This window comes from Acidovorax sp. A1169 (assembly GCF_030704685.1).
In the GTDB taxonomy this organism is placed as follows: domain Bacteria; phylum Pseudomonadota; class Gammaproteobacteria; order Burkholderiales; family Burkholderiaceae_C; genus Acidovorax.
This window is the reverse complement of record NZ_JAUZDX010000003.1, coordinates 171162-197775: the sequence shown is the minus strand read 5'-3', so window position 1 is coordinate 197775 and position 26614 is coordinate 171162. Positions and strand designations below refer to the sequence as shown.

Sequence of the window (26614 nt, the reverse complement as noted above, 5' to 3'; positions counted from 1 at the left end):
GCTGTAACCTGGCCTCACTCCCACCAGGTGATGACTGCCTTGGCGGCTGCCATGGACTTGTAGCGGGTTTCAGCACCGTGCTCATCCTTGACCACGACGGAGCCGTCCTGGTGCAGGCGGTACGACCACTCTGTGCCTGCCAGTTTGCCCTCTTCGACGACCGTCTCGCTCTGCAGGGCGGACTGGCGGGCAGCTTCCTCCTGCTGCCGGGCTTCATTCTGTTGTTGTGCCATGCGCTGGCTGTGTTCGGCCGCGATTCCTTTTTCAATGCCATCGACGTAGGCAATGGCATCCTCCACGGTGCCAAAGAGCTTTTCGTTGGCGACGAATTTATCGAGCGTGGTGTTCTTCTCGATGTTGTATTTCTTGACCAGGAACAGCTTGTAGGCGTCGTTGTCCACGGACATTTCGCCCATGAATCGATTGGTCGCCTGGGTGGGGGACGCTGCGGGCACGTCAGGCTGGTACCTGGACGAATCCAGCTTTAGCTCTGCAATGGCTGCGTTCACGCGTTCTGGCATGTCATTGAAGGTGTAGCCTTTTTCCAGCAGCTTCTTGGTGTAGAAGCCGTTGTAGATGAAGGCCCAGATGATGCACATCGGGAGCCAGCTCAAGCCTGCCGTCATGGCGGCGAAGATGACGGCAACGGCGAAATATCCGATGAACGTGAGGTAGTCCGCGCGAAACAAGGCGGGAAACGGGCCGAAGAAAAATGTGGTCCATGAAAACCCATGGAATCCCGTCTTGGTGATTCCGGTGGAGTTGTTGATCATCTTGACTGCCTCAGCCATTTTTCGCCTTTCAAATGGATATGGATTGCACTGCATACCGCACGGCCTTTACGGCCAGTGCGGCACCTCCCGCCAACTGCCTTGCCACCGTGCGTGCGATCCACGGAATGCGCAGTGCAGTGACAGGCAGGGCTACTCTTCATTCACCAGTCTACCTACATCTTGTAACGATGACGGTGGTCGTTGCGCACGAGGGGCTTCTGTGCCGCCATGGCAGGGAGGCCGCCACCCGCAGGGCCATGCAAAGGCACAAAAAAATGCCGCCTCTAGGGGCGGCTTGGGAGGGGCTTACCTTGGAGAAAAAGGGAAGATTCCGGTCCAGTGGTCAGGCAAAGGTATTGACCTGGGTGCCCAGCGAGCCCGACGTGGCCAGCGGCGGCTGGGGCAGGGCCTGCAGCAGCGTGGCGGCCGAGGTGGCCTGGATGTCCAGCGCCTTCTTCAGCACGGTGATGTTGATGGCGTCCGAAGTCTCGCGGCTGGCCAGGGCCGTGGCGGTGTTGACGATGCTGTTGGTGAGTGCGACATCCATGCGGGTTCTCCGAAACTTGTCTGTCTTATCGGCGTTCTGCGCCTGAAATGAAGGGCGTTTGCGCACTGTTACATCCTGGGGCGCCGCGCGGCCCCCTTCATTCCAGCGCGGCAACCCCGATGGGCGTGCAGGCCGCCAGGTCCGATGCGCTGGCGTCGGGCAGGTGGCGGGCGGCATTGCGCAAAGCCGTGCGCAGGCCTTCTTCCAGCACCGGGTGGTAGATGGGCATGCCCAGCAACTCGTGCACCGTGAGCTTTTGTTGCACGGCCAGCGCCAGCAGGTGGGCCAGGTGCTCGCCATCGGGGGCGCACATCTCGGCGCCCAGCAGCCGGGCACTGCCCTTGTCCACATACACGCACAGCCGCCCCTGGTTGCGCAGGGCGGCGCGGGCCCGGCCCTGGTTGTCGAAGTCCACGGCACCCACCACGGTGTGGGCCGGGTCCAGTTGGGAGAAGGGCACGCCGACCACCGCCACATTGGGGTCGCAGAACACGATGGCCAAGGGCGCACGGCGCACGAAGCGCGCAGGCTCGGCCGCCAGGGCATTCATGCCGGCGATATGGCCTTCGTCGGCGCCCTCGTGAAGCAGCGCGGCATCGTCGTTGGCATCGCCCGCCAGGAACACGCGCAGCTTGCCGATCTGCTGGGTCTGCCGGTCGACCTGGGGCATGCCTTTTTCATCCAGCGGTTCGCCCAGGGTCTCAAGCCCCAGTTGCTCGATGTTGGGGGTGCGGCCCATGGCTGCGATGACGTGGTCCACGACCACGCGGTTGGCTCCGCTGCTGACCTCGATGCCACCAGGCACCTCGCGCAGTTCGGCCTTGGCATGGGTGTGCAGCACCATTTCCTTCTTGAGCAGCGCTGCCAGTTCGGCGTTCAGGGTCGGGTCGCTCAGGCCGCCCAGCGTGTGGCCGCTGGTGAAGGCCGCCACTTCCAGGCCCAGGCGCGCCAGGGCCTGTGACAGCTCCACGCCGATGGCGCCCATGCCGATCACCGCCACGCGCGGGCCCAGGGTGGGCTGCTCGAACAGGGTATCGGTGGTCAGGATGCGGTCGCCGAAGGCCAGCCACTCCTCGGGCACCACGGGCCGCGAGCCGGTGGCGATGATGATGCTTTCGGCGTGGTAGCGCACGCCGCCCACGTCCACCGTGTGCGCGTCCAGCAGCACCGCGCGGCCCGATAGGCTGGCGCCGCCCAGGTCGTCGGTGGCCTGCATTGCGCCGGCCACGAAATCATCGCGCAGCGCCCGCACGCGCTGCAGCACGGCGGGGAGGTCGGCCGTAAGGCCATCTGCGCCCCGGATGCCGAATTCGCCGAAGGCATGGCGCCGGTGGAAGGCGTTGGCCGCCTCGATCAGGGTCTTGGACGGCATGCAGCCCACGCGGGCGCAGGTGGTGCCCCAGGGCCCGTCATTGACGATCAGGTAGCGCTCGGTGCGCTTGCGCACCTCGCGCAGGGCGGCCAGGCCGGCCGTGCCTGCGCCGATGATGATGGTGTCGAGCGGCTGGTCCATGGATCGCGTCTCCCAAGATTGCTTGTGCCGTAGTGTGCAGGGCAGGCGGTCGTGCACCTGTAGGCGTGTTGCCTGTCTTCTGGCGCAGCAGCTCAGGGGGCCGCGTCCATCCAGCCTACGCGCCCCTGGCCCTGGTCATTGATGCGCAGCACGAAGGCTTCGGCCTGCGCCTGCGGCAACCGCATCTGCAGGGTGACCAGCGAGCCGTGCTGCACGTCGATCAGCTCGGCACCGGCTGCCTCCACCTCCCGGCGCAGCAGGCCTTCCAGGGCATAGGGCACCATGCACTGCAGCGTGGCCATGCGCTGCAGGATCACCTTGGGCGCGGTGAGCAAGGCCTGGGCGATGGTGTCGGTGTAGGCGCGCACCAGCCCGCCCGCGCCCAGTTTCACCCCGCCGAAATAGCGCACCACGGTGGCCTGCACGCCCTCCAGGTCCTGGTGCCGCAGCACGTCGAGCATCGGCCGGCCAGCCGTGCCGCCCGGCTCGCCATCGTCCACGGCGGCCGATTGGCCGCCCGCAAGCAGCGCCCAGCAGACATGTGCGGCGCCGGGGTGCTGCTTCCACAGCGCGTCCACGGCGGCCTGCGCACTGGCGCGGTCGGCCATGGGCTGCACGCAGCCGATGAAGCGGCTCTTTTTGATGATGAGCTCGCTGTGGGCGGGGGCTGCAAGGGTCTGTGGCATGGGGCGCAGAGCATAAGGCACAGCGGATTGCACCTTTGCGCGTTGCCCACGCCGCTCGGCGGCAGGGCCTGTACGCAAGCATCCCCCAGATGGGGGTGGTGCAAATGCTTCACCTGCGGCGTTGGAGGTGGCAGTTATGTGACGCCTGTCACAGTCGGCCGCCCGCTGGTCGGGCTCGGGCCTGTAAGTGTGCGTTCTGTCACAAGCGCAGACGCGGTGCGTTCCTACACTTGACCCTATAGCCGATAACTATTCTCGGCAGACAACAAGTAAGCAAACGCACCCAAGGACCCGCCATGTTCGCACTGCCATTGACCGCATCCCTCCCCAGCGCGCTGGCCAGCCACGTGTTCGGCCGCTTCGCCGCATCGTCCACGCCACGCATGGCCGTACAGTCTCCTGCCGCTGCCGCCAGCGCCCTGCGGGCAGATGTGGCGACCGATTTCGAGGACGAGGAAGAGTTCGACCTGGCCCAGCGCGTGCGTGAAGTGGGTGAGTGGTAAGAGCTATCGGCGCATGGGGCAGCGGCTGCTCACGCGGCGGCGCTGTCGACCGAGCGTGACATGAGCACGCTGGTGTAGTTGGTGAGCGGCCTCCAGTCGCATTCGCCGACCACGCGGTAGCCCCAGGATTCGTACATCGCAATCAATGCATGGGCCGGTTGGGCCGTGTCCAGTGCCAGGGTGGCGGCCCCGGCACTGCGCGCCCTCTGCACCAGTTCCCCGTGCAGCAGTTTCCCCAGACCCAGGCCCTTGAACGGCGGCGCCACGCAGAACTGCGTGATGGACCATACCGTGCTGTCGCGGTACAGCGCCACCTTCGACTCCGGCTGCGGCGAGCGCAAAGTTGCCGTCGCCGCGTAGTCCCCATCTATTTCCATGACCAGTGCCAGGCCCGAGGCCAGGCGCTTGGCCGTGTCCTCCACCGTCTGGTGGGTGGCCCAATAGCGCAGGCCCTTGGCGGCGTGCGGTGCGTAGGCCGAATGGACGAGCGCCGTCAGCCGCTCCAGGTCGTCGTGCGGGGTGAGCAGGCGCAGGGTGGGTGTTGAAGAGGGGCTGGTTGTCACGGCGTCGGTCCGGGCAAGGGTCATAGCTTGAGCGACCAGGTTTCTCCCACCAATTGTTGCCCGAAGTCCTCGTAGGGCTCCGACTTGTCGAGGGTGAAACCCCGTTTGGCATAGATCGAACGTGCGGTAATGAGACAACTGTTGGTCCATAGCACCATTTTTTTGTAACCCTTGGCACGCGCAAAGGCGATGCATTCGTCGGTCAACCGCGCCCCCAGGCCCAGGCCGCGGGCCTTGGGCGAGAGGATCAGCATGCGCAGCTTGGCCGTGGTGGCCGACTTGCGCACCACGAAGACGGCGCCCACGCGCTCGCCGTCGAGCTCGGCGATCCAGCATTTTTCCCAGGCCGGCTGAAACTTGCGCACGAACTGCGCAGCAATGTCGGCCACCAGGGCCTCGAAACGCATGTCCCAGCCATATTCGCGGGCGTAGATCTCGCCATGCTGCTGCACCACCCAGCCCATGTCGCCCGGCGCCGGGTCGCGCAGCACGGCCACCTTGGCAGGCCCGCTGGCGGCTGCGGCGGGCTCCAGCAGCGCCTCGATGCGTTCCATGGCTTGCACCAGCTCCGTCTGGCGGGGGGCGGGCAGGGGGGCGAGCAGGGCGCCGGCCTCGTCGCGCGAGCGCTGTTGCAGGGGGGCAAAGGCGGCGTGCCCCGCAGGCGTCAGCGTGAGTTCGCTCTGGCGCGCGTCCCTGGCGCTTGGTGTCCGGCTGATCCAGCCCGCACCCTCGAAGCGCCGCAGGATGCGGCTCAGGTAGCCACCATCCAGCCCCAGCCCGCGCGCCAGTTCGCTGGCCACCAGGGCGTCGCGGTGGGCCAGTTCATAGAGCACGCGCACGTCGGTCAGCGACAGTTCGCTGCCCAGGTAGGGGTCGAGCACACCGATGCGGCGCGTGAAGAAGCGGTTGAAGCGGCGCACGGCCTTGACGGCGTCTGCAGGTGCTTTGGGGGCAATATTGCTCATGATTGATTGCCTTTGTCATGCAATTGATTGACTTTGGCAAGTGTATGCCATGGGGTCATGGCCTGTCGATACATAGGACAAACCGACGCAAGGCGACAAAATTGCCCCGCCACCGTAAAATCGCGGGTTATCCATAACGGCCTTGCACATTCGAGGTCTCGCACCCCCCACATGAACGCCCCCGTCGACGTCTCCTTTTTCGCGCGCGCAGCCAAGCCGCTGACCAGCTATCGCCCCTACTGGGCGAAGCGCTTCGGCACGGCCAAGTTCCTGCCGATGAGCCGCGCCGAGATGGAGCAACTGGGCTGGGATAGCTGCGACGTCATCCTGGTGACGGGCGATGCCTATGTGGACCACCCGAGCTTCGGCATGGCCGTGATCGGCCGCACGCTGGAGGCCCAGGGCTTTCGCGTGGGCATCATTGCCCAGCCCGACTGGCAGAGCGCAGAGCCCTTCAAGGCGCTGGGCAAGCCCAACCTGTTCTGGGGCGTGACCGCGGGCAACATGGATTCCATGATCAACCGCTACACGGCGGACCGCAAGATCCGCAGCGACGACGCCTACACCCCCGGCGACATCGGCGGCAAGCGCCCCGACCGTGCGGCCATCGTCTACAGCCAGCGCTGCCGCGAAGCCTACAAGGACGTGCCCATCATCCTGGGCGGCATCGAAGGCAGCCTGCGCCGCATTGCCCATTACGACTACTGGAGCGACAAGGTGCGCCGCTCGGTGGTGGTCGACGCCAAGTGCGACCTGCTGCTGTACGGCAATGCCGAGCGCGCCCTGGTCGAGGTGGCGCACCGCCTCGCGGCGCGCGAGCCCGTGGAGCAGATCACAGACGTGCGCGGCACGGCCTTCGTGCGCCGGCCCGACGACGAGACCGGCAAGGGCTGGTTCGAGATCGACTCCACCAGCGTGGACGAGCCGGGCCGGGTCGAGTCGCACATCAACCCCTACATGACGACCAGCGAGCAGGCCGCCTCCCAGGGCAGCACCTGCAGCAAGGAAGATGGCACGCTGGATGCAGAGGCCGGCGCCGCTGCTGCGGCCGAGCCCAACCCCGCCATCCGACCCATGCTGTTCGTGGCCAACCCGGCGCTCAAGGCCAAGCTCAAGGTGCCGCCGCGCGAGCGCAGCGTGATCCGCCTGCCCAGCTACGAGCAGGTCAAGAGCGACCCGGTGCTGTACGCCCACGCCAACCGCGTGCTGCACCTGGAGACCAACCCCGGCAATGCGCGGGCCCTGGTGCAGGCGCACGGCGAGGGCGTGACCGCCCGCGACGTGTGGATCAACCCGCCGCCGATCCCGCTGACCACGGCCGAGATGGACTATGTGTTTGACCTGACCTACGCGCGCGGCCCGCACCCGAGCTATGCCGACGAGAACGGCAGCCACGAGGGCACGACCAAGATCCCGGCGTGGGAGATGATCCGCTTTTCGGTCAACATCATGCGCGGCTGCTTTGGCGGCTGCACCTTCTGCTCGATCACCGAGCACGAGGGCCGCATCATCCAGAGCCGCTCCGAGGACTCCATCATCCAGGAGATCGAGGACATCCGCGACAAGGTGAGCGGCTTCACCGGCACCATCTCGGACCTGGGTGGCCCCACGGCCAACATGTACCGCCTGGGCTGCAAGAGCCCGGAGATCGAGGCCGCCTGCCGCAAGCCGAGCTGTGTGTACCCTGGCATCTGCTCCAACCTGGGCACCAACCACGATCCGCTGATCAAGATCTACCGCCGTGGCCGTGCGCTCAAGGGCATCAAGAAGATCCTGATCGGCTCGGGCCTGCGCTACGACCTGGCGGTCAAGAGCCCCGAGTACGTCAAGGAGCTGGTGCAGCACCACGTGGGTGGCTACCTCAAGATCGCGCCCGAGCACACCGAGCAGGGTCCTCTCACGAAGATGATGAAGCCGGGCATCGGCAGCTATGACAAGTTCAAGCAGATGTTCGAGAAGTTCAGCGAAGAGGCGGGCAAGAAGCAGTTCCTGATTCCGTACTTCATCGCGGCGCACCCGGGCACCAGCGACGAGGACATGATGAACCTCGCTATCTGGCTCAAGAAGAACGGCTTTCGCGCCGACCAGGTGCAGACCTTCTACCCGAGCCCCATGGCCACGGCCACGGCCATGTACCACAGCAACAAGAACCCGCTGCGCAAGATCACGCGCGACAGCGAGGGGGTGGACATCGTGCGCGGCGAAAAGCGCCGCCGCCTGCACAAGGCCTTTTTGCGCTACCACGACCCGAACAACTGGCCGTTGCTGCGCGACGCGCTCAAGGCCATGGGCCGCGCCGACCTGATCGGCAACGGCAAGCACCACCTGATCCCGACCTTCCAGCCGCTGACGGATGGGGGCTACCAGAGTGCACGGCGCAAGAACTCCACCCCGGGTGGAGCCAAGGCCGCCACGCCTGGCGTGGCATCCAAGCCCTCGCAGGGCGTGGCGCTCAAGTCCACGCAGCCGCAAAAGGGCCGCATGCTCACCCAGCACACCGGCCTGCCACCGCGCGTGACCGGCTCGGCCAAGCCCTCGGCTGGCCGCAAAGGTCGCTGACACGGGCTTTTTCGCCTGGCCCTCCCATGCCGCAGGACCGCATCCTCTACGCCGACACCGCTGCGTGGCGGGTGGAGCGGGTGGTCAAACCGGCGGGCGCGGCCTCTGCCGGCAACCCTGTCTACCAGGTGGCCACGCCGCGCTGGGTCTTCCCGGTGTGCGGCGTGTCCGAGTTCCATGTGCAGGGGCGGCAGGTGCTGCTCGACGGGCTGACCGTGGTGGCCCTGCCCACCGGGCTGCCCTACCAGGTCCATGAATGGCAGGCCGCGCCGCGCAGCCACATGGTGGTCAGCATGCAGCCGGGCTGCGCATCGGCCGGCAGTCCAGAGAGTGCACTTGCATGGACGCTGCCACCCCGTGCCCTGTGGCAGCTGCGCCTGCATTGGCGTGCGCTGGCGCAAGGGCGAGAGCAGGCCACCGGGCCCGTGCTTGGGCAAGGGATGTTGTGCGACAGCGGCATGGCCCATGCGGCCGTGGCGCGCGCACGGCGCTTCATGGCCACGCGCACAGTGGCGGCAGACGGCCAGGCCTGGTCGCTGCACGACGTGGCCGATGCGGCTTGCTGTTCTTACTTCCATCTCGCTCGCCTGTTCCGCGCCCACACCGGCCTGGGCTTGCATGCCTACCGCGAGCAGTTGCGGCTGGCCGCGGCGCTGCAGCGCCTGGACGAGGGTGAGGGCGACCTGGCGGCCCTGGCGCATGACCTGGGCTACAGCAGCCAGAGCCACCTGGGCACCGCGTTCCGCCGCGCAGTCGGCGTGACGCCAGCGCAGGCCCGGCAGGCACTGCAGGGCTGATCTCCGCAGGATTCTGATATCCGCACCGGGGGTGCTGCGCCCAGACTGCAGGCATGCCTGTCTTCGCATCCTCGTTTCGCCGCCTGTGTTCCTCGATTCCATCGCCGTGGGTCGGCTGGCTGGCGGCTTTGGCCGCTGCGCTCATCGGCAGCGGCTGGCAGCTTGCCTCGCGCCATGGCGTCACCACCACGTTGGGGCCGACCGAGCTGGCCGTGCTGCGCTATGCCATCCCTGCGCTGGTTTTGGCACCGCTGTGGCTGCGGCGCAGCGGGTGGCCGGCAGGCCTGTCGTACAGACGCTGTGCGCTGCTGGTGCTGTGCGGGGGCCTGCCGTTCGGGCTGGTGGTGCTGGCCGGCGCGCAGTGGGCGCCTGCGGCGCACATGGGCATCTTCGTGGCAGGCAGCCTGCCGGTGTTCACCGCGCTGGGCGGCTGGCTGGTGTCCGGGGAGCGGCCTGCGCCTTCGCGCCTGCTGGGCCTGGCGTTGATCGTGGTGGGCATGGCGGTGTTCGGCGCGGCCGGCTGGCGAACGGTGGAGGGGACCTGGCGCGGCGATCTGTTGTTCCTGCTGGCGGCGCTGCTGTGGTCGGTGTACACGCTGGCGTTTCGCAGCAGCGGCCTCACGCCTTGGCAGGGCGCTGCCGTCGTGAACCTGGGTTCGGCCTTGCTGTTGCTGCCTTTGCTGCTCGTGGCGGGTGCGCCGCGCCTGCTCTCGGCACCCTGGAGCGATGTGGCCTGGCAGGCGCTGGGGCAGGGCGTGGCGGCCGGGCTGCTGGGCCTGGTGGTCTACAGCGTGGCGATTGCACGGCTGGGCCCTGCGCGGGCGGCTCTGTCGGCGGCGCTGGTGCCTTTGCTCACGGCGGCGGGCGGGGCCTGGCTGCTGGGCGAGCCGCTCTCGGGGGCCTTGCTGGCCGCCGTGCTGCTGGTGGTGCCTGGCCTGGCGCTGGGCAGCGGGGCCCTGGCTCATGCACCCCGCAGGCAGTCGGCCAGCGGGATGGGGCGCGAGAGCACATAGCCCTGCGCATGGTCCACACCGATGGAGCGCAGCGCATCGACGATGGCCGTGGACTCGGCAAACTCGGCGATGGTCTCCTTGCCCATGACATGGCCGATGTGGTTGATCATCTCCACCATGGCGCGGTTGGTCGGGTCGTCCAGCATGTCGCGCACGAAGCTGCCGTCGATCTTGAGGTAGTCCACCGGCAGGTGCTTGAGGTAGGTGAAGGAGGACATGCCCACGCCGAAATCATCGAGAGCAAAGCGGCAGCCCAGTTGCTGCAGGTCCTTCATCAGCCGCACCGCGCTGGGCAGGTGGGAAATGGCGCTGGTCTCGGTGATCTCGAAGCACAGCCGATGCGCATCCACCCCCGACTGCTCGATTTCGCTGCGGATGTACTTGAGCAGGCTCTCGTCGCCCAGGGTGGTGCCCGAGAGGTTGATGGCGCAGGTGTGCACGGCCGGGCGGGCGCCTGCAGCCTGGTGCTGCGCCAGAGCGTCCAGCGTGTGTCGCACGACCCAGCGGTCGATGGCGGGCATCATGCCGTAGTGCTCGGCAGCGGGGATGAAGCAGCCTGGGGCGATGAGTTCCTCCGTGTTGTCTTCGGCAAGGCGCAGCAGCACCTCCAGGTGCAGGCCCGATCCAGCGGAACTGCCCTGCAGCGCGGTGATGGTCTGCGCATGCAGCCGGAAGCGGTCGTGCTCCAGCGCCAGGCGCAGGCGCCGCACCCAGTTCATGTCGCCTTCGCGGCGGCTCATCTCGATGTCTTGCGTCTGGTAGATGAAGACCTGGTTGCGCCCGCCCTCCTTGGCGCGGTAGCAGGCCATGTCGGCCACGCGCATGGCTTCCTGGATGGTGCTGAGCGCGGGGATCAGCTGCACCATGCCGATGCTCAGGCCGGTGGAGAGTTGCCGCCCCTCCCACAGCACGCGCAGTTCGTGCCCGGCCTGGCGCAGTTGCTCTGCAATGCGTGCCGACGGGCCGGGCGGGCAGTCCTTGAGCAGGATGCCGAACTCGTCCCCGCCCAGGCGCGCCAGCGTGTCGCCCTCGCGCAGGTGGCTTTGCAGCATGCGGCAGACCTCGCGCAGCATCTCGTCGCCGGCCTGGTGGCCGCAGGTGTCGTTGATGAGCTTGAACTGGTCCAGGTCGACGTAGAGCAGGGCGCCTTCGCGCCCCATGGCACGCGGCTGGGCCAGCAGGGCCTCCAGCCGGCGCTCGAACTCGCGCCGGTTCACCAGGCCCGTGAGCGCATCGTGGCTGGCCTGCCAGGACAGCTGCTCCACATAGTGCTGTTCGCGCGTCACGTCGTGCAGCACCAGCACCACCCCCCGGGGGAGGGACTGGTGGTGGATGGGCGAGCCCACCAGCTTGATGGGCACCAGGCTCTGGTCGGGCCGCACCACGGTCGGCGTGAATCCATCGCGGTGCGTGGGCCCGCCGCGCAGCACCCGCTCCACCAGTTGGTCGGCGCCCAGGGGGCCTGTGCCGTCATTGAGCTGCAGCACCTGGGCCAGGGGGCGCCCGGTGGCCTCCTGGGCTGGCATGCCCACCAGGACCTCGGCGGCGGGATTGAGGTACAGCACCTTGCCATGCAGATCGGTGGTCACCACGGCATCGCCAATGGCCGCCAGCGTGACATGCGCCTGCTCGCGCTCTGCGTCGAGCGCCAGCTCCGCACGCTGTCGCTGGGCCAGCAGCGCCCGGGTGTGCCAGGTGGTCAGCAGGATCAGCACGGCGGCCATGCCCATGTTGGCCCAGAGCAGCCATTGCACTATGCGCCGGGAGCTGTCTCCGAGCGAAGCGCTGAAGGCCCGGGCGGCCGGCGTGGCGCCTGCGTTGATGGCTCGGATGCTGGCCTGCCAGCCTCGGCGCGTGGCAGCGTCCACCAGCCCTGCGGCATGGCCCTGCCGAATCTCTTCGGCCAGCAGTTGCAGGCTGGCAATGTGCTGGTCTCCAACCAGCCAGTGGGTCAGCGGCTGCTGCATGATCTCGAAGTGGTGGAACCAGCGCAGCAGCCAGATCAGGCTGTCGATGTCATCGGGGTGGTTCTCGCCGCGGGCAAATCCCTCGCGCGCAGCCTTCAAATCGATGGGGTCCGACTCCACCAGGGCCAGCCGGGCCGCCTTGTCGCCCAGGGGGGCTTCGACGGCCTTGCGGTACTGCGCATAGGCGTCGGGGGAGCCGGTGGCGGCATAGCGGTCCAGGTAATAGATGGCGTCCTTCTGCCCCTTGGTCCACAGGCTCTCGCCGGCCACGAAGGCACGCACGGCCGACAGCACATACAGGCTGCCCGACGCACAGGCCGCCAGCAAAAGCACCATCAACAGGAAGGGCCAGGTGACCCGCAGCGTGGAGCGCAGCGGTCCCGGGCCTGATGGCTCGCGCGCGTCGGTCATGCACGGCGGCTGCTGTTGCGCTTCAGGGCCCTGCGGCCCGGTGCGCCTGGAGCGGGCTTGTGTGGCTGAACAATCCCATACCGGTTCCTCCCATGCGGTGGGCCACGTCTGCTCCCCAGACCACCGAGCCGGTGGGTGAGCGAGCGTGCGAGTCTTGGCCGTGCAAGACCACTATATCGGCATCGCGGCGGCTTGGCAGCAAATCCTTGGCTGCGGGTGTTGCGGCGGCAGACGTAGAAAACCCGCGTTCGTTGCGGAACGCGGGTTCTTCATGGGGCCGCCGACCCACTGCCGAGGGGCTGTCGGGGCGTGCTCAGTTGGTCGCGGCGTGCGTGCCGACCACCACGGACTGGGTCTTGTCGTCCGGCACCGGCGGGGTCACGAGGTCTTCGATGATGAAGGTGCGGTAGTAGAAGGCCGTGGCAGCGCCCTCGGGAGCGATGGCCGAGACCACCGTATCGGGTTCGTCCTTGCTGTCCATCTGGATCAGCAGGCCATGGTGGCCGGTACTGGCCAGGTCGGCAATGCGGCGCACCATGTCGCCTTCGGCGCCTACGGAGGGCAGGGGCGCATCCGCCGTACCGAGCGTGCGCACGATGTCGGCCATGATGACCTCTGGGCTGGCATAGGCCAGTTCACCCTTGTGGCCTGCGGCCTCCAGGGCCGTCGCCGCCTGGCGCACGCAGTCCTCGTCAGGGAACAGGGCGAACACATGCCCGGTGGGATAGAACACGCCGCCCATATTGGTCATGGTGGAGTCAAGAATCATTGGCTTCATGGCCGTCTCCTTTGGAGGGGTGGATAACTTTCTCCATTGAAGCCGCTGGCGATGTCGCTGTGTGTAGTCCCAGGGACAATTTACCTGTCATCACACATTGGGGCTGATCCAGCGCATCACCCATGCGGCAAGGCCTGCGCAGTTCAGAATCACCGTTGCCCAGTACGTTGCCCGAAACCGGGTCTTGCTCGATTTGTGACGCAGCATCTGCTGGGCGAACCAGGCGCCGGGCCAGCCGCCGACAAGTGCAAGGAGGTGCAGGTTGTTTTCTGGCACGCGCCACTGGCCGCTTTGCGCAGCGCTCTTGTCGAGGTAATAGACGATAAAGGTCAGCAGATTCAACGCCGCAGCGCCGCCCAGCAGCCACACCGGCAATCGGTGGTTCCATGCGCCAAAGGCCAGCATGCCCATCCAAAGCACCATCAGCAGAAAGGCCAGTCCCTGGAATGCCGGTGATCTGCCGGATCGGGCAGCGCTCGATGGCTGTTGCCGCCGGGGTGCGCGCGCTTGACCCTTGCTTTCGCCGGTTGTGCGTGTAGCGCCCGCGCTGTGGGCGCTGCCTGCCTGCGGGCGCGGAGGGGTGTTCTTGCCTGTGGGTGCGCCCACCGGCTGCACCGCCATCGCCCGTGGACCTTTGCCGGCCACATGGATCTCCTCGTAGTACACCGGCTGGCCTTCGCGTGGCACGCCGCCGCCGCGGAAGTCCCGCACATGGAAGAACACGTCCGCATCGGTGTCCGGGCTGCGGATGAAGCCAAAGGCGCGTTCGGCATTCCAGCGCACCACCGTTCCCTGCTTTTGCATCGTTGGTATCCGTCAGGCCAGGGTGTGAAGGGGGATGTCCTGGGCCAGCGCCAGTGCATCGAGCTGCGCGCGGGTCTGCGTGCGCAGGAAGCCTGCCACTGCCTCGTGCGTGGCGGGGGCGCGCAGCACCTGGGCGTCGCCCGTGGCGGGCAGACCCGCCGCAGCGCACAGGCTGGCAGCGAAGTGGGGCTCCAGCGCGGCCACGGCCACGCGGCCGTCGGCGCAGGGGTAGATGCGGTAGCCGGCGTGGTTGCCGCCCACGTCGCCACCGGGTGTGGTCAGGCCCCAGTCGCGCGGCTGGGCCAGCCAGGCTGCGGCATCCGCCAGGGCGACCTCGATGCACACGCCGGCGCCGGTGTGGGCGCGCTCCAGCAGGGCCTGCAGCACGGCCTCGCTGGCCATCAGCGATCCGCCCATGTCCGCGTACAGGGTGGGCGGCATCTCGGTGCCGGTGACCAGGCCGGCATCGGCCAGGTAGGTGAGGTCGTGACCCGGCTCCTCGGCGCGCCCGGCGGCGGCACCGACAATGCGCACCAGCGACAGGCGCGGGTACTTCGCCTGCAGGGCGACCCAACCCAGGCCCAGCTTGGCCAGGGCCGAGGGGCGAAACGAGGTGATCAGCACATCGGTGCGCGCCAGTTCCTCGTGCAGCGTGGCCTGACCCTCGGCGGTCTTGAGGTGGGCGTGCAGCACCCGCACGCCCTGGTGCAGCGTGGCATAGGCCGCCGGGCTATAGATGCCCATGGGGTCGGCGCTCGGGTAGCCGGCCACCGGCGGCGGTTCGAGCTTGGTGCATTCGGCGCCCATGCGCGCGCAGCGCATCAGCGCGGCGGGGCCGGGCAGGTTCAGGGCAAGGCTCAGGACGCGGGTGTTGCGCAGGGGTTGGGGCAGGGTGGTGGTGGTCATGTCTCTTTATGGGAATGGAAGGGCAACGCACAGGCACTTGATGGCAGGAACTTTGGCCAGGCCGAGCGCTCACTCCCTGCGTTATACAAAATTTGTTACCTTCTCCCATTCATGCACCGCAGAACCTCTTTGGCCGCCCTCGCAGGGTTGGCTGCTTTTCCGGGAGTTACCGTGACCTCGCTCAGCAGTGCCGCCGCCTTGCCCGCGTTGCAAGCCCTCAAGCCGTCGCCGCGCATGCCGGTGCTGTTCGTGGGGCACGGCAGCCCCATGAATGCCATCGAGGACAACGCCTGGCGCCGCACCTGGGAGGCGCTGGGCACCGAATTGATGGCCCGCGCGGTGCAGCCCCAGCTCATTGTGTGCATCTCCGCCCATTGGCTCACGCAGGGTGGCTGGCAGCTCACGGGCATGGCCAACCCCAAGACCATCCACGACTTCGGCGGTTTTCCGCAGGCGCTGTTCGACCAACAGTACCCCGCGCCCGGTGCACCCGCCGTGGCGCGCAGCCTGGCCAGGGAGCTGAAATCACCGGCCACCGGCGCGGCGCTGGGGGTGGACGAGGGCGAATGGGGTCTGGACCACGGCACCTGGTCGGTGCTCAAGCCCATGTTCCCCAAGGCGCAGATCCCCGTGCTGCAGCTGAGCATGGACTACAGCCGTGCCCCGGCCGAGCACTATGCTTTGGGTCGGCAACTGGCGGTGCTGCGCGAACGCGGCGTGCTCATCGTGGGCAGCGGCAATGTGGTGCACAACCTGCGCGTGACGCGCCGCGGCACGGCGGCCAACGAGGCCTACGACTGGGCGCAGGAGTTCGATGGGGTGGTGCAGGACCAGATCAAGAAGGGCCAGCTCGATGCGCTGGCGGACTTTCTGAAGCTCGGCGCTGTGGCCAAGCAGGCCCATCCCACGCACGAGCACTATCTGCCTCTGCTGTATGCGGCGGGTGCGGTGAAGTCGACCGAAATGCCGCGTTTCTTCAACACGGGATTCCAGTCGGCTTCTATATCGATGCGCTCGGTGCTGTGGGGGTGAATTCGCGCTCGATGCACAGCCATGGCCAGCGCTGCTGGTAGCTGGCCGCCTTGGCATCGAACAAGGGCAGGTGCGGGCAGGCATGGTTGGGCCGCAGGATGCCGGCATACAGCTCATCGAGTCCGTAAGGCGCATGCAGTACCGGGCCTGAATGCGTCGGTTGCAATCCCACGCAGGTGCAGGGCACGAGAAAGCGGCCAATGCCCTCGCGCGCCGAGGTGAGGGCGGTGTAGGGGTAGCCGAACCATTCTTCGTACCACAGGTGCACACGCGCCTGGTTCTTGGCTTCCACGGTGATGGGCAGGTCGGCGAACAGGGCTGCGGCACGCATCTGCACGGCCTCTTCGGCGGCGGCCGACAGGTCGCCCGCGTCGAAGTAGAACAGGTCGTAGTCCTTGATGCGCGCATCGGGCGCGTGCCCCGCGTGCAGGTTCCACACCGTCTGGAACAGGCAGCCTGCGACCAGCCAGGCATCTGGCAGGCCCAGTAGCGGCAAACGCCCCAGAATGGCCGCGTTGTGCGGGTTCTGGAGCGCCTGGCTCACGAAGCGGCGCCGCAGCGCCGCTTCATCGTTCCAATCAGACGACCTTTGCAATGGATTGGCAGACGTAGTCGATGTTCTTGCTGTTCAGGGCAGCAACGCACATGCGGCCGGTGTCGGTGCCGTACACGCCGAACTCGCTGCGCAGGCGCACCATCTGGTCCTTGGAGAGGCCCGAGTAGCTGAACATGCCGATCTGGGTGGTGATGAAGGACATGTCCTGCTTCACGCCGGCGGCCTTCAGGCCGTCGACCAGCTTCTGGCGCATGGCCTTGATGCGCACGCGCATTTCGGCCAGTTCCTTCTCCCACAGGGCGCGCAGCTCGGGGTTGTCCAGCACGGCGGCCACCACGGCGCCGCCGTGGATGGGTGGGTTGGAGTAGTTGGTGCGGATCACGATCTTCAGCTGGCTCAGCACGCGGCTGGCTTCTTCCTTGTCGGCGCACAGCACCGACAGGCCGCCCACGCGCTCGCCGTACAGGCTGAAGCTCTTGCTGAACGAGGTGGAGACGAAGAAGTTCAGGCCGGCCGCCACGAACTTGCCGATCACGGCGCCGTCTTCGGCGATGCCATGGCCAAAGCCCTGGTAGGCCATGTCCAGGAAGGGGGTGAGGTTTTTCGCCTTGACGGCGGCGATCACTTGGTCCCATTGGTCGGAGGTGATGTCGTAGCCAGTGGGGTTGTGGCAGCAGGCATGCAGCACGACGATGGTGCCGGCCACCGCCGCATTCAGGCTGGCCAGGAAGCCCTCGAAGTTCACGCCGCGCTTTTCGGCGTCGTAGTAGGCGTAGCTGTCGACCTCGAAGCCGGCGTTGGTGAACAGCGCGCGGTGGTTTTCCCAGCTCGGGTCGGAGATCAGCACCTTGGCGTTCGGGCTGACCTTCTTGAGGAAGTCAGCGCCGATCTTCAGGCCGCCGGTGCCGCCGATGGCCTGCACGGTGGCCACGCGGCCGGAGGTCACGGGCTCGCTGTCCGCGCCGAAGACCAGGCCCTTGACGGCATTGTCATAGGCCACGATGCCGTCGATGGGCAGGTAGCCGCGGGCCGTGGGGGTCGACATCATGGTCTTTTCAGCGGCCTGCACGCATTGCAGCAGGGGCAGCTTGCCGTTGTCGTCGAAATACACGCCCACACCCAGATTGACCTTGTTGGGGTTGGTGTCAGCAGCAAATTGCTCGTTGAGGCCCAGGATGGGGTCGCGGGGTGCCATTTCGACGGCGGTGAACAGAGACATGAAAATCCTTGAAAGGTTGTCAGTAGCGAAGAATCCGGGCGTGGTGTAACGTGCCAGGTTCCGCCGATTTTAACGGCCTGACCACCCCAACCGTTGACGCACCCTATGCTGGAAATCTCAGAAGTCATACCGGATCAGCAAGACGGCGAGTTCGTGCGCTTCCCCGATTCGCCGTTCGAGCTGTTCCAACCGTACCCTCCTGCGGGCGACCAGCCCGAGGCCATCGCCAAGCTTGTGGAGGGGCTGAACGACGGCGAGACCTTCCAGACCCTGCTCGGGGTGACGGGCTCGGGCAAGACCTTCACCATGGCCAACGTGATCGCCCGTATGGGCCGCCCGGCTATCGTGTTCGCGCCCAACAAGACCCTGGCGGCGCAGCTGTACAGCGAGTTCCGCGAGTTCTTTCCGAAGAACGCCGTGGAGTACTTCGTGAGCTACTACGATTACTACCAGCCCGAGGCCTATGTGCCCCAGCGCGACCTGTTCATCGAGAAGGACAGCGCGATCAACGAGCACATCGAGCAGATGCGCCTGTCGTGCACCAAGAGCCTGATGGAGCGCACCGACGTGGTCATCGTGGCCACCGTGTCGGCCATCTACGGCATCGGCGAGCCCGAGAGCTACCACCGCATGGTGATGACCTTGCGTACCGGCGACAAGCTGGGCCAGCGCGACGTGATCGCCCAGCTCATCCGCATGCAGTACCAGCGCAACGAGGCTGATTTCTCGCGCGGCAAGTTCCGCGTGCGCGGCGACACCATCGACGTCTTCCCGGCCGAGCACTCGGAGCTGGCCATCCGCATCGAGCTGTTCGACGACGAGATCGAGAGCCTGCAGCTGTTCGACCCGCTCACCGGCCGCGTCAAGCAGAAGATCCCGCGCTTCACCGTCTACCCCAGCAGCCACTACGTGACGCCGCGCGACAAGGTGCTGGCCGCCGTGGAGACCATCAAGATCGAGCTGGCCGAGCGCCTGAAGCAACTGCTTGCCGACGGCAAGCTGGTGGAGGCCCAGCGCCTGGAGCAGCGCACCCGCTTCGACCTGGAGATGCTCAGCGAAGTAGGGCACTGCAAGGGCATCGAGAACTACACGCGCCACCTTTCGGGTGCCGCGCCGGGTGACCCGCCGAGCACGCTGACCGACTACATGCCCAAGAACGCGCTGATGTTCCTGGACGAGAGCCACCAGATGATCGGCCAGCTCAACGCCATGTACAGCGGCGACCGATCGCGCAAGACCACGCTGGTGGAGTATGGCTTTCGCCTGCCGTCGGCGCTGGACAACCGGCCGCTGAAGTTCGAGGAGTTCGAGCAGCGCATGCGCCAGGTGGTGTTTGTCTCGGCCACGCCGGCCGACTACGAAAAGACCCATTCCGGCCAGGTGGTGGACCAGGTGGTGCGCCCCACGGGCCTGGTGGACCCCATCGTGGAGGTGCGCCCCGCCACCCACCAGGTGGATGATGTGCTGCAGGAGATCCGCATCCGCGCCGAGAAGCGCGAGCGCGTGCTCATCACCACGCTGACCAAGCGCATGGCCGAGCAGCTCACCGACTACCTCACCGACAACGGCGTGAAGGTGCGCTACCTGCACAGCGACGTGGACACGGTGGAGCGCGTGGAGATCATCCGCGACCTGCGCCTGGGCGCCTTCGACGTGCTGGTGGGCATCAACCTGCTGCGCGAAGGGCTCGACATCCCCGAGGTGTCGCTGGTGGCCATCCTCGACGCGGACAAGGAAGGCTTTCTGCGTGCCGAGCGCAGCCTGATCCAGACCATAGGCCGCGCGGCGCGCAATCTTAACGGCCGCGCCATCCTGTATGCCGACCGCATTACCGACTCCATGAAAAAAGCCATGGGCGAGACGGAACGCCGGCGCATCAAACAGATCGCACACAACGAGGCCCACGGAATCACGCCGCGCAGCATTGTCAAGAGGGTAAGAGACCTGATTGACGGCGTCTACAGCGAGAAAGCGGGCAAGGATGCCGAGCGCCTGGAGCAGGAAACGCTGCAGCGCGCCAAGGTGGAGGACATGTCCGAGAAGGACGTTGCGCGCGAGATCAAGCGGCTGGAGAAGGCCATGCTCGACCATGCGCGCAACCTCGAGTTCGAGCAGGCGGCCCGCGTGCGGGACCAGCTCACGCGCCTCAAGGACCAGGCTTTCGGTGCGCATGGCAATGATTCCGTGGCCTTGTGAAAGCGAGTTTGCACCCCGACATGAGGGCGGGGAAGTGCATTCCTGGCGAATTGGGCGGTCAGTAAAAACGCGTATGGGGAAATAGTGACCCGCTGGTTTCTTATCCCGACTGATTCGATAGGGATTTGTGCTATACTCCTACAAACTACTCAAGAACAAAGCCCAGCGATGAAGGGCTCCGCAGCGGACAACGGTGCGGAGTAAGGGGCGGAGACGGTGTCGTTGCTGGCCAACAGTCAGCAGTCGGCAGTTTCTACAACGAACAAGCCTTAGCACAAGGAGCTTGCGATGCGTCTCACTACCAAAGGCCGTTTTGCGGTCACCGCCATGATCGACCTGGCCCTGCGCCAGAACAACGGACCCGTCACCCTGGCTGCCATCAGCCAGCGCCAGCAGATTTCGCTGTCCTACCTGGAACAGCTGTTCGGCAAGCTGCGCCGCCATGAACTGGTGGAATCCACCCGTGGCCCCGGCGGCGGCTACACCCTGGCCCGCAAGGCGGGCGACATCACGGTGGCTGACATCATCGTATCCGTGGACGAACCCATTGACGCCACCCAGTGCGGCGGCAAGGAAAACTGCCTGGGCGAAGCCGGCCGTTGCATGACGCACGAGCTGTGGGCCTCGCTGAACCAGCGCATGGTCGAGTTCCTCGACTCCGTCACGCTGCAAAAGCTGGTGGAAGAGCAACTGGCCAAGGGTGTGCAGATCGAAGATAAGCCGATCGTGCGCCGCGCCATCTCGACCACCCCTGTGGTCAAGCCGATCCGTGTGAATGCCCCGAATTCGGTGTTCGCACTCGGCAACGTGTTCGCCAAGTCCTGACCTCCAGGTCGACCATGCCGGCCCTGGGGTCGGCACCGCCCTGAACGTTTTTTACTGTACTGCCCCTTGTTGTTTGCAAGCCAGCAACCTTCCTGAGCCAGCCACGCCATGACTCCACACTTTCCCATCTATCTCGACTACGGCGCAACCACGCCGGTGGACCCCCGCGTGGTGGACGCCATGATCCCCTGGTTGCGCGAGCACTTCGGCAACCCGGCATCGCGCAGCCATGCCTGGGGCTGGGAAGCGGAAGAGGCGGTGGAAAAGGCGCGTGTGCAGGTGGCCGAGCTGATCAACGCCGACCCGCGCGAGATCGTCTGGACCAGTGGCGCCACGGAATCGATCAACCTGGCCCTGAAGGGCGCGGCCCAGTTCTACAAGGGCAAGGGCAAGCACCTGATCACGCTCAAGACCGAGCACAAGGCCGTGCTGGACACCGTGCGCGAGCTCGAACGCCAGGGCTTTGAAGCCACCTACCTTGACGTCAAGGAAGACGGCCTGGTGGACCTGGAGGCCCTGAAGGCTGCCATCCGCCCCGACACGGTGCTCGTGAGCATTCTGTTCGTGAACAACGAGATCGGTGTGATCCAGGACATCCCGGCCATCGGCGCACTGTGCCGCGAAAAGGGCGTGCTGCTGCACGTCGATGCCGCGCAGGCCACGGGCCGCGTCGAAATCGACATGAACACCCTGCCCATCGACCTGATGAGCATGACCGCGCACAAGACCTACGGCCCCAAGGGCGTGGGCGCCCTGTATGTGCGCCGCAAGCCCCGCGTGCGCCTGGAAGCGCAGATGCACGGTGGCGGCCATGAGCGCGGCATGCGCTCGGGCACCTTGCCCACGCACCAGATCGTGGGCATGGGCGAGGCCTTCCGCATCGCCCGTGAAGAAATGGCCGAGTCCAATGCCAAGGCGCTTGCTCTGCAGCAGCGCCTGCTCAATGGCTTGAAGGACATCGAACAGGTGTTCATCAACGGCAGCATGGAGCGCCGCGTGCCGCAGAACCTGAACATGAGCTTCAACTTCGTCGAAGGCGAATCGCTCATCATGGGCATCAAGGGCCTGGCCGTGTCGTCGGGCTCCGCCTGCACCTCCGCCAGCCTGGAGCCCAGCTACGTGCTGCGTGCCCTGGGCCGCAGCGACGAGCTGGCCCACAGCAGCCTGCGCATGACCATCGGTCGTTTCACGACCGAGGAAGAGATCGACTACGCCATTGGCACCATCCGCGAGAACGTCGCCCGCCTGCGCGAGCTGAGCCCGCTGTGGGAGATGTACCAGGACGGCATCGACATCAGCACCATCCAGTGGGCTGCGCACTGACCGAATTGCATTTGACGAATTGAAGAGGTACACATCATGGCTTATTCAGACAAAGTAGTTGACCATTACGAGAACCCCCGCAACGTGGGCTCGTTCGACAAGGGTGACGATTCGGTGGGCACCGGCATGGTGGGCGCGCCCGCCTGCGGCGACGTGATGAAGCTGCAGATCAAGGTGAACCCTGAAACCGGCGTGATCGAAGACGCACGCTTCAAGACCTATGGCTGCGGCTCGGCCATTGCCTCGTCCTCGCTGGTGACCGAGTGGGTCAAGGGCAAGACGCTGGACGAAGCGGCTGCCCTCAAGAACAGCGTGATCGCCGAAGAGCTGGCCCTGCCGCCCGTCAAGATCCACTGCTCCATCCTCGCGGAAGACGCCATCAAGGCCGCAGTGCTCGACTACAAGACCAAGCACGCTGCCGCAGTGGCGGCCTGATCGACCATGGCCATCACGCTGACCGAAGCCGCTGCGCGGCACGTGACCCGCTACCTGTCCCGCCGGGGCAAGGGGCTGGGCGTGCGCTTGGGCGTCAAGACCACGGGCTGCTCGGGCCTGGCCTACCAGCTCGAGTACGTGGACGACAGCGCGCCTGAAGACGTGGTGTTCGAGAACCACGGCGTGAAGTTGCTGATCGACCCCAAGAGCCTGGCCTATATCGACGGCACCGAGCTCGACTTCGTGCGCGAGGGCCTGAACGAAGGCTTCAAGTTCAACAACCCCAACGAGCGCGACCGCTGCGGTTGCGGCGAGAGCTTCCGCGTCTAGTCGCTTGCTGTGCCGGCCCTGGTGCCGGCGCCGACTGCCCAGCCAAACCGCCATCGCACCTCTGTGCTGGCGGTTTTTTCTTGACCCTGTCCCCTCCATGAACCTGCAATCCGACGATTTTGAGCTGTTCGGCCTGGCGCAGCGCTTTGCGCAGGAGCGCAGCGCCATCGATGCGCGCTGGAAGGAGCTGCAGCGCGAAGCCCACCCCGACAAGTTCGCCGCCCAGGGCGCTGCGGCTCAGCGCGTGGCCATGCAGTGGTCGGTGCGCATCAATGAGGCCTATCAGCGCCTGAAGGACCCGCTGCGCCGCGCCGCCTACCTGTGCGAGCTGCGCGATGCGCCGATCCGCGCCGAGGACAATACGGCCATGCCGGCGGCCTTTCTGATGCAGCAGATGGAATGGCGCGAAGCGCTCGAAGACGCAGAGGGTGAGGCCGCCCTGGATGCCCTGGACGACGAGGTGCAGCAGGCGCGGCGCGCGGCGCTGGCCCGCTGCGGCCAGTTGCTGGACGACGAGGGCGATGCCGCCGGTGCGGCGCGCGAGGTCAGAGCCCTCATGTTCATTGCGCGATTTGCCGACGACATCGAACGCCGCCGGGATCAACTGGGACAATAGGGGCTAGCGGGGCTTGCCCCCTTTCCTGCGAACCGCCCGGCGTGCTCGCAGACAACGTAGAACACGACGACAAGAATCACTCCATGGCGCTTTTGCAGATCTCTGAACCCGGCCAGTCCCCCGACCCGCACCAGCGGCGCATTGCCGTGGGCATCGACCTGGGTACCACGCATTCCCTGGTGGCGGCCGTGCGCAACGGCGTGGCCGAATGCCTGCCTGACGGCCAGGGCCGGGTGCTCCTGCCCTCGGTGGTGCGCTACCTGGAGGCGGGTGGCCGCCAGATCGGGCACGACGCCGTGGCCGCGCAGGTGGAGGACCCGCGCAACACCATTGCCTCGGTCAAGCGCTTCATGGGCCGAGGGTTGGCGGACGTGGCCGATGCGGCCAAGCTGCCCTACGACTTCGTGCCCCCGGCCGACAGCTCCCTGGGCATGGTGAGCCTGGCCACCGTGGGCGGCGTGAAGTCGCCGGTGGAGGTGAGCGCCGAGATCCTGGCCACGCTGCGCTACCGCGCCGAAGACACCTTCAACGACGACCTGTACGGCGCGGTGATCACCGTGCCCGCGTACTTCGACGACGCCCAGCGCCAGGCCACCAAGGACGCGGCCCAACTGGCCGGCATCCACCTGCTGCGCCTGATCAACGAGCCCACGGCCGCTGCCATTGCCTACGGGCTGGACAATGCCAGCGAGGGCGTCTACGCCGTGTACGACCTGGGTGGCGGCACCTTCGACATCTCCATCCTGCGGCTCACGCAGGGCGTGTTCGAGGTCATCGCCACGGGCGGCGATTCGGCCCTGGGCGGGGATGACTACGACGCCGCCCTGGCCGAGTGGGTGCTGCAGCAACTGGGCCGCACGGTGGAGACGCCCGGCGACAAGGTCGCGGCCCGCATGGCGGCCCGTGCCTGCAAGGAGGCGCTGAGCGCCGCCGACAGCGCCACCTTCACCGCACAACTGGCTGGCGAGGGCGTGCAGCACGCTGTTTTGCGCGCGGATTTCGAGGCCGCCACGGCGCCGCTCACGGCGCGCTCCATGGTGGCCGTGCGCCGTGCGCTGCGCGATGCGCAGCTCACCCGCGAGGAAGTGCAGGGCGTGGTCATGGTCGGTGGCTCTACTCGCATGCCGCAGGTGCAGCGCGCCGTGGCCGACTTCTTCGGCACCACGCCGCTTACCAACCTGAACCCCGACGAGGTGGTGGCCCTGGGTGCCTCCATCCAGGCCAACCAGCTCGCCGGCAACAAAACGGCGGGTGACCTGCTGCTGCTTGACGTGATCCCGCTGTCGCTGGGCATCGAGACCATGGGTGGCCTGGTGGAGCGCATCGTGGCGCGCAACGAGACCATCCCCACCGCCAAGGCGCAGGATTTCACCACCTACAAGGACGGCCAGACCGCCCTGGCGATCCACGTGCTGCAGGGCGAGCGCGACCTGGTGCAGGACTGCCGGAGCCTCGCGCGCTTCGAGCTGCGAGGCATTCCGCCCATGGCGGCCGGCGCGGCGCGCATCCGCGTGACCTTCACCGTCGATGCCGACGGCCTCCTGAGCGTGAGCGCCAAGGAGCAGGGCAGCGGCGTGGAGGCGCGCATCGACGTGAAGCCCTCCTACGGCCTGTCGGACGGCGAGATCGCCCGCATGCTGCAGGACGGCTTTGCCACCGCTGCGCAGGACATGCGTGCCCGCGCCGTGGTCGAGGCCCGCGTGGACGCCGACCGCATGCTGCTGGCCACCCAGAGTGCGCTCGACGCCGATGGCGACGTGCTGTCGGCCGCAGAGCGCACCGGTATCGAAGCCCTGATGCAGGCCCTGCGCGGGCAGCGCGAAGCCGAGGATGCCGCCGTGATCGAGGCCGCCACCGAAGCCCTGGCCAAGGGCACGGAAGCCTTTGCCGCGCAGCGCATGAACCGCGGCATCCAGCAGGCGCTGGCCGGCCGCAACGTGCAGTCCTTCTGACCGCCCCTTTTTCATCCCTTACAAGAACAAGACGCCCGCCATGCCCGTCATCCGAATCCTGCCCCACCCGGAATACTGTCCTGCCGGCGCCGAAATCACGGCGCCCGCAGGCACCTCGATCTGCGAGGCCATGCTGGACAACCACATCGACATCGAGCATGCCTGCGACATGAGCTGCGCCTGCACCACCTGTCACGTCATCGTGCGCCAGGGCCTGTCCTCGCTCAACGATGCCGAAGAAGAAGAGGAAGACCTGCTGGACCGCGCCTGGGGCCTGGAACCCCAATCGCGCCTGTCCTGCCAGGCTATCCTGGCGCAAACCGATGTGACCGTGGAAATCCCCAAGTACACGATCAACCACGCCAAGGAAAATCACTGACATGACACGGCAGATCGTTCTCGATACCGAAACCACCGGCCTTTCCGCCGAAGGTGGCGACCGCATCATCGAACTCGGTTGCGTGGAGCTGTTCAACCGCAAGCTCACCGGCAACAACCTGCATTTCTACTTCAACCCGGGGCGCGACAGCCACGAGGACGCTCTCAAGGTCCACGGCATCAGCAACGAGTTTCTGCGCGACAAGCCCAAGTTCGCCGAGCTGGCCCCCGACATCCTCGAGTACCTCAAGGACGCCGAGGTCATCATCCACAACGCGGCCTTCGACGTGGGCTTCCTGAACAAGGAGCTTGAGCTCACGGGCCGCCCGCCGCTCAAGACCTACGTCGGCAGCGTGACCGACACCCTGGCCATGGCCAAGGAGATGTTCCCCGGCAAGCGCAACTCGCTGGACGCCCTGTGCGACCGGCTGGAGGTCGACAACTCGGGCCGCACGCTGCACGGCGCCTTGCTCGATGCCGAACTGCTGGCCGACGTGTACATCAACATGACGCGCGGGCAGGATGCGCTGCTGGTGATCGACGACACGGACGACAGCGCCGGCGGCATCAGCGTGGCCGCCATCGACCTGAGCGCCCTGGTGCTGCCCGTGCTGCCTGCCAGCGAACAGGAAGTGGCGTCGCACGCCGAGGTGCTCGCGCAGATCGACAAGGCGAGCAACGGCAAGACAATCTGGCGAAAATTCGAAACCGCCTGAAAAGTTGTGCCATAATCGAAGGCTGTCGCAGCGACACAGGGAGATTAGCTCAGGGGTAGAGCACTGCATTCACACTGCAGGGGTCGCAAGTTCGAAACTTGCATCTCCCACCACCCACGCTCGCAGACAGGCCACGGCAAAGTCCTTCGCATGAAGGATGGCGCTGCGGGAGATTAGCTCAGGGGTAGAGCACTGCATTCACACTGCAGGGGTCGCAAGTTCGAAACTTGCATCTCCCACCAATTCGAAAC

Annotated in this window: 26 protein-coding genes and 2 tRNA genes; 16 read left to right on the top strand and 12 right to left on the bottom strand. The window is 66.4% G+C overall.

Annotated elements, in window-relative coordinates; translation table 11 throughout:
* Positions 1–14 precede the first annotated feature (14 nt).
* The 4 genes from QYL93_RS06910 to QYL93_RS06895 form a co-directional block, all read right to left on the bottom strand.
* A complete protein-coding gene (locus QYL93_RS06910; protein ID WP_305742961.1) occupies positions 15–773 on the bottom strand; it encodes a DUF2628 domain-containing protein in 759 nt (252 codons plus the stop codon).
* Between the two features lie 343 nt (positions 774–1116).
* Positions 1117–1320: a YjfB family protein gene (locus QYL93_RS06905; protein ID WP_057203132.1), complete on the bottom strand. Its 204-nt coding sequence runs from the start codon at positions 1318–1320 to the stop codon at positions 1117–1119.
* A 97-nt stretch (positions 1321–1417) separates the two neighbouring features.
* Positions 1418–2833, bottom strand: coding sequence for a dihydrolipoyl dehydrogenase (locus QYL93_RS06900; protein WP_305742960.1), 1416 nt, complete (start codon positions 2831–2833; stop codon positions 1418–1420).
* Positions 2834–2925: 92 nt separating this feature from the next.
* Positions 2926–3519: a YigZ family protein gene (locus tag QYL93_RS06895; protein ID WP_305742959.1), complete on the bottom strand. Its 594-nt coding sequence runs from the start codon at positions 3517–3519 to the stop codon at positions 2926–2928.
* Between the two features lie 296 nt (positions 3520–3815).
* On the opposite strand from QYL93_RS06895, the gene QYL93_RS06890 reads away from it, so the two are divergent.
* A complete protein-coding gene (locus QYL93_RS06890; RefSeq protein WP_305742958.1) occupies positions 3816–4022 on the top strand; it encodes a hypothetical protein in 207 nt (68 codons plus the stop codon).
* A 29-nt stretch (positions 4023–4051) separates the two neighbouring features.
* On the opposite strand, the gene QYL93_RS06885 is transcribed toward QYL93_RS06890, so the two are convergent.
* Both QYL93_RS06885 and QYL93_RS06880 read right to left on the bottom strand, forming a co-directional pair.
* Positions 4052–4609 (bottom strand): GNAT family N-acetyltransferase, encoded by a 558-nt coding sequence (locus tag QYL93_RS06885; protein ID WP_305742957.1) that lies wholly within the window; start codon positions 4607–4609, stop codon positions 4052–4054.
* The gene (locus QYL93_RS06880) at positions 4606–5550 is read right to left on the bottom strand and encodes a bifunctional helix-turn-helix transcriptional regulator/GNAT family N-acetyltransferase (RefSeq protein ID WP_305742956.1); all 945 of its coding nucleotides are present in this window, start codon (positions 5548–5550) and stop codon (positions 4606–4608) included. Before QYL93_RS06880 ends, QYL93_RS06885 begins: the two co-directional genes overlap by 4 nt.
* Positions 5551–5721: 171 nt before the next feature.
* On the opposite strand from QYL93_RS06880, the gene QYL93_RS06875 reads away from it, so the two are divergent.
* Genes QYL93_RS06875 through QYL93_RS06865 form a run of 3 tightly spaced genes read left to right on the top strand, consistent with a single transcriptional unit; the run spans position 5722 to position 9919 of the window.
* Positions 5722–8109, top strand: a complete 2388-nt coding sequence (locus QYL93_RS06875; protein WP_305742955.1) for a YgiQ family radical SAM protein — start codon at positions 5722–5724, stop codon at positions 8107–8109.
* Between the two features lie 26 nt (positions 8110–8135).
* Positions 8136–8906 carry a helix-turn-helix transcriptional regulator gene (locus QYL93_RS06870; protein ID WP_305742954.1) on the top strand — a complete coding sequence of 257 codons (771 nt, stop codon included), beginning with the start codon at positions 8136–8138 and terminating at the stop codon, positions 8904–8906.
* Between the two features lie 53 nt (positions 8907–8959).
* Positions 8960–9919 (top strand): DMT family transporter, encoded by a 960-nt coding sequence (locus tag QYL93_RS06865; RefSeq protein WP_305742953.1) that lies wholly within the window; start codon positions 8960–8962, stop codon positions 9917–9919.
* On the opposite strand, the gene QYL93_RS06860 is transcribed toward QYL93_RS06865, so the two are convergent.
* The 4 genes from QYL93_RS06860 to QYL93_RS06845 form a co-directional block, all read right to left on the bottom strand.
* A complete protein-coding gene (locus QYL93_RS06860; RefSeq protein ID WP_305742952.1) occupies positions 9868–12297 on the bottom strand; it encodes an EAL domain-containing protein in 2430 nt (809 codons plus the stop codon). The genes QYL93_RS06865 and QYL93_RS06860 overlap by 52 nt on opposite strands.
* 313 nt (positions 12298–12610) lie before the next feature.
* Positions 12611–13075: a hypothetical protein gene (locus QYL93_RS06855; protein WP_305742951.1), complete on the bottom strand. Its 465-nt coding sequence runs from the start codon at positions 13073–13075 to the stop codon at positions 12611–12613.
* Between the two features lie 90 nt (positions 13076–13165).
* Positions 13166–13879: a cold shock and DUF1294 domain-containing protein gene (locus QYL93_RS06850; protein WP_305742950.1), complete on the bottom strand. Its 714-nt coding sequence runs from the start codon at positions 13877–13879 to the stop codon at positions 13166–13168.
* 12 nt (positions 13880–13891) lie between these two features.
* On the bottom strand, positions 13892–14785 hold the full coding sequence (locus QYL93_RS06845; RefSeq protein WP_305742949.1) for a CoA transferase: 894 nt from the start codon (positions 14783–14785) through the stop codon (positions 13892–13894).
* Positions 14786–14914: 129 nt separating this feature from the next.
* On the opposite strand from QYL93_RS06845, the gene ygiD reads away from it, so the two are divergent.
* Positions 14915–15817, top strand: coding sequence for a 4,5-DOPA dioxygenase extradiol (ygiD, locus tag QYL93_RS06840; RefSeq protein ID WP_305743237.1), 903 nt, complete (start codon positions 14915–14917; stop codon positions 15815–15817).
* Here the strand turns inward: ygiD and QYL93_RS06835 are convergent.
* Together QYL93_RS06835 and QYL93_RS06830 are read right to left on the bottom strand one after the other, a co-directional pair.
* Positions 15786–16361: a nucleotidyltransferase family protein gene (locus QYL93_RS06835; RefSeq protein ID WP_305742948.1), complete on the bottom strand. Its 576-nt coding sequence runs from the start codon at positions 16359–16361 to the stop codon at positions 15786–15788. The genes ygiD and QYL93_RS06835 overlap by 32 nt on opposite strands.
* A gap of 34 nt (positions 16362–16395) precedes the next feature.
* A complete protein-coding gene (locus QYL93_RS06830; protein ID WP_305742947.1) occupies positions 16396–17592 on the bottom strand; it encodes an amino acid aminotransferase in 1197 nt (398 codons plus the stop codon).
* Positions 17593–17697: 105 nt separating this feature from the next.
* Between QYL93_RS06830 and uvrB the strand changes: the two genes are divergently transcribed.
* From uvrB to QYL93_RS06775, 11 genes are all read left to right on the top strand, one after another.
* Positions 17698–19788: an excinuclease ABC subunit UvrB gene (gene uvrB / locus QYL93_RS06825; protein WP_305742946.1), complete on the top strand. Its 2091-nt coding sequence runs from the start codon at positions 17698–17700 to the stop codon at positions 19786–19788.
* Positions 19789–20076: 288 nt separating this feature from the next.
* A complete protein-coding gene (iscR, locus tag QYL93_RS06820; protein WP_057203117.1) occupies positions 20077–20613 on the top strand; it encodes a Fe-S cluster assembly transcriptional regulator IscR in 537 nt (178 codons plus the stop codon).
* A 108-nt stretch (positions 20614–20721) separates the two neighbouring features.
* Positions 20722–21936, top strand: coding sequence for an IscS subfamily cysteine desulfurase (locus tag QYL93_RS06815; protein WP_305742945.1), 1215 nt, complete (start codon positions 20722–20724; stop codon positions 21934–21936).
* Positions 21937–21972: 36 nt separating this feature from the next.
* The gene (gene iscU, locus QYL93_RS06810) at positions 21973–22371 is read left to right on the top strand and encodes a Fe-S cluster assembly scaffold IscU (RefSeq protein WP_057203115.1); all 399 of its coding nucleotides are present in this window, start codon (positions 21973–21975) and stop codon (positions 22369–22371) included.
* Between the two features lie 6 nt (positions 22372–22377).
* Positions 22378–22701: an iron-sulfur cluster assembly protein IscA gene (gene iscA, locus QYL93_RS06805; protein WP_057203114.1), complete on the top strand. Its 324-nt coding sequence runs from the start codon at positions 22378–22380 to the stop codon at positions 22699–22701.
* 97 nt (positions 22702–22798) lie between these two features.
* The gene (gene hscB, locus QYL93_RS06800) at positions 22799–23317 is read left to right on the top strand and encodes a Fe-S protein assembly co-chaperone HscB (RefSeq protein ID WP_305742944.1); all 519 of its coding nucleotides are present in this window, start codon (positions 22799–22801) and stop codon (positions 23315–23317) included.
* An 83-nt stretch (positions 23318–23400) separates the two neighbouring features.
* Positions 23401–25269, top strand: coding sequence for a Fe-S protein assembly chaperone HscA (gene hscA / locus QYL93_RS06795; RefSeq protein ID WP_305742943.1), 1869 nt, complete (start codon positions 23401–23403; stop codon positions 25267–25269).
* Positions 25270–25309: 40 nt separating this feature from the next.
* Positions 25310–25648, top strand: a complete 339-nt coding sequence (gene fdx / locus QYL93_RS06790; RefSeq protein WP_057203111.1) for an ISC system 2Fe-2S type ferredoxin — start codon at positions 25310–25312, stop codon at positions 25646–25648.
* A gap of 1 nt (position 25649) precedes the next feature.
* The gene (dnaQ, locus tag QYL93_RS06785; RefSeq protein ID WP_305742942.1) at positions 25650–26363 is read left to right on the top strand and encodes a DNA polymerase III subunit epsilon; all 714 of its coding nucleotides are present in this window, start codon (positions 25650–25652) and stop codon (positions 26361–26363) included.
* A 38-nt stretch (positions 26364–26401) separates the two neighbouring features.
* Positions 26402–26476, top strand: a tRNA-Val gene (locus tag QYL93_RS06780).
* A gap of 54 nt (positions 26477–26530) precedes the next feature.
* Positions 26531–26605, top strand: a tRNA-Val gene (locus QYL93_RS06775).
* Positions 26606–26614: the final 9 nt, after the last annotated feature.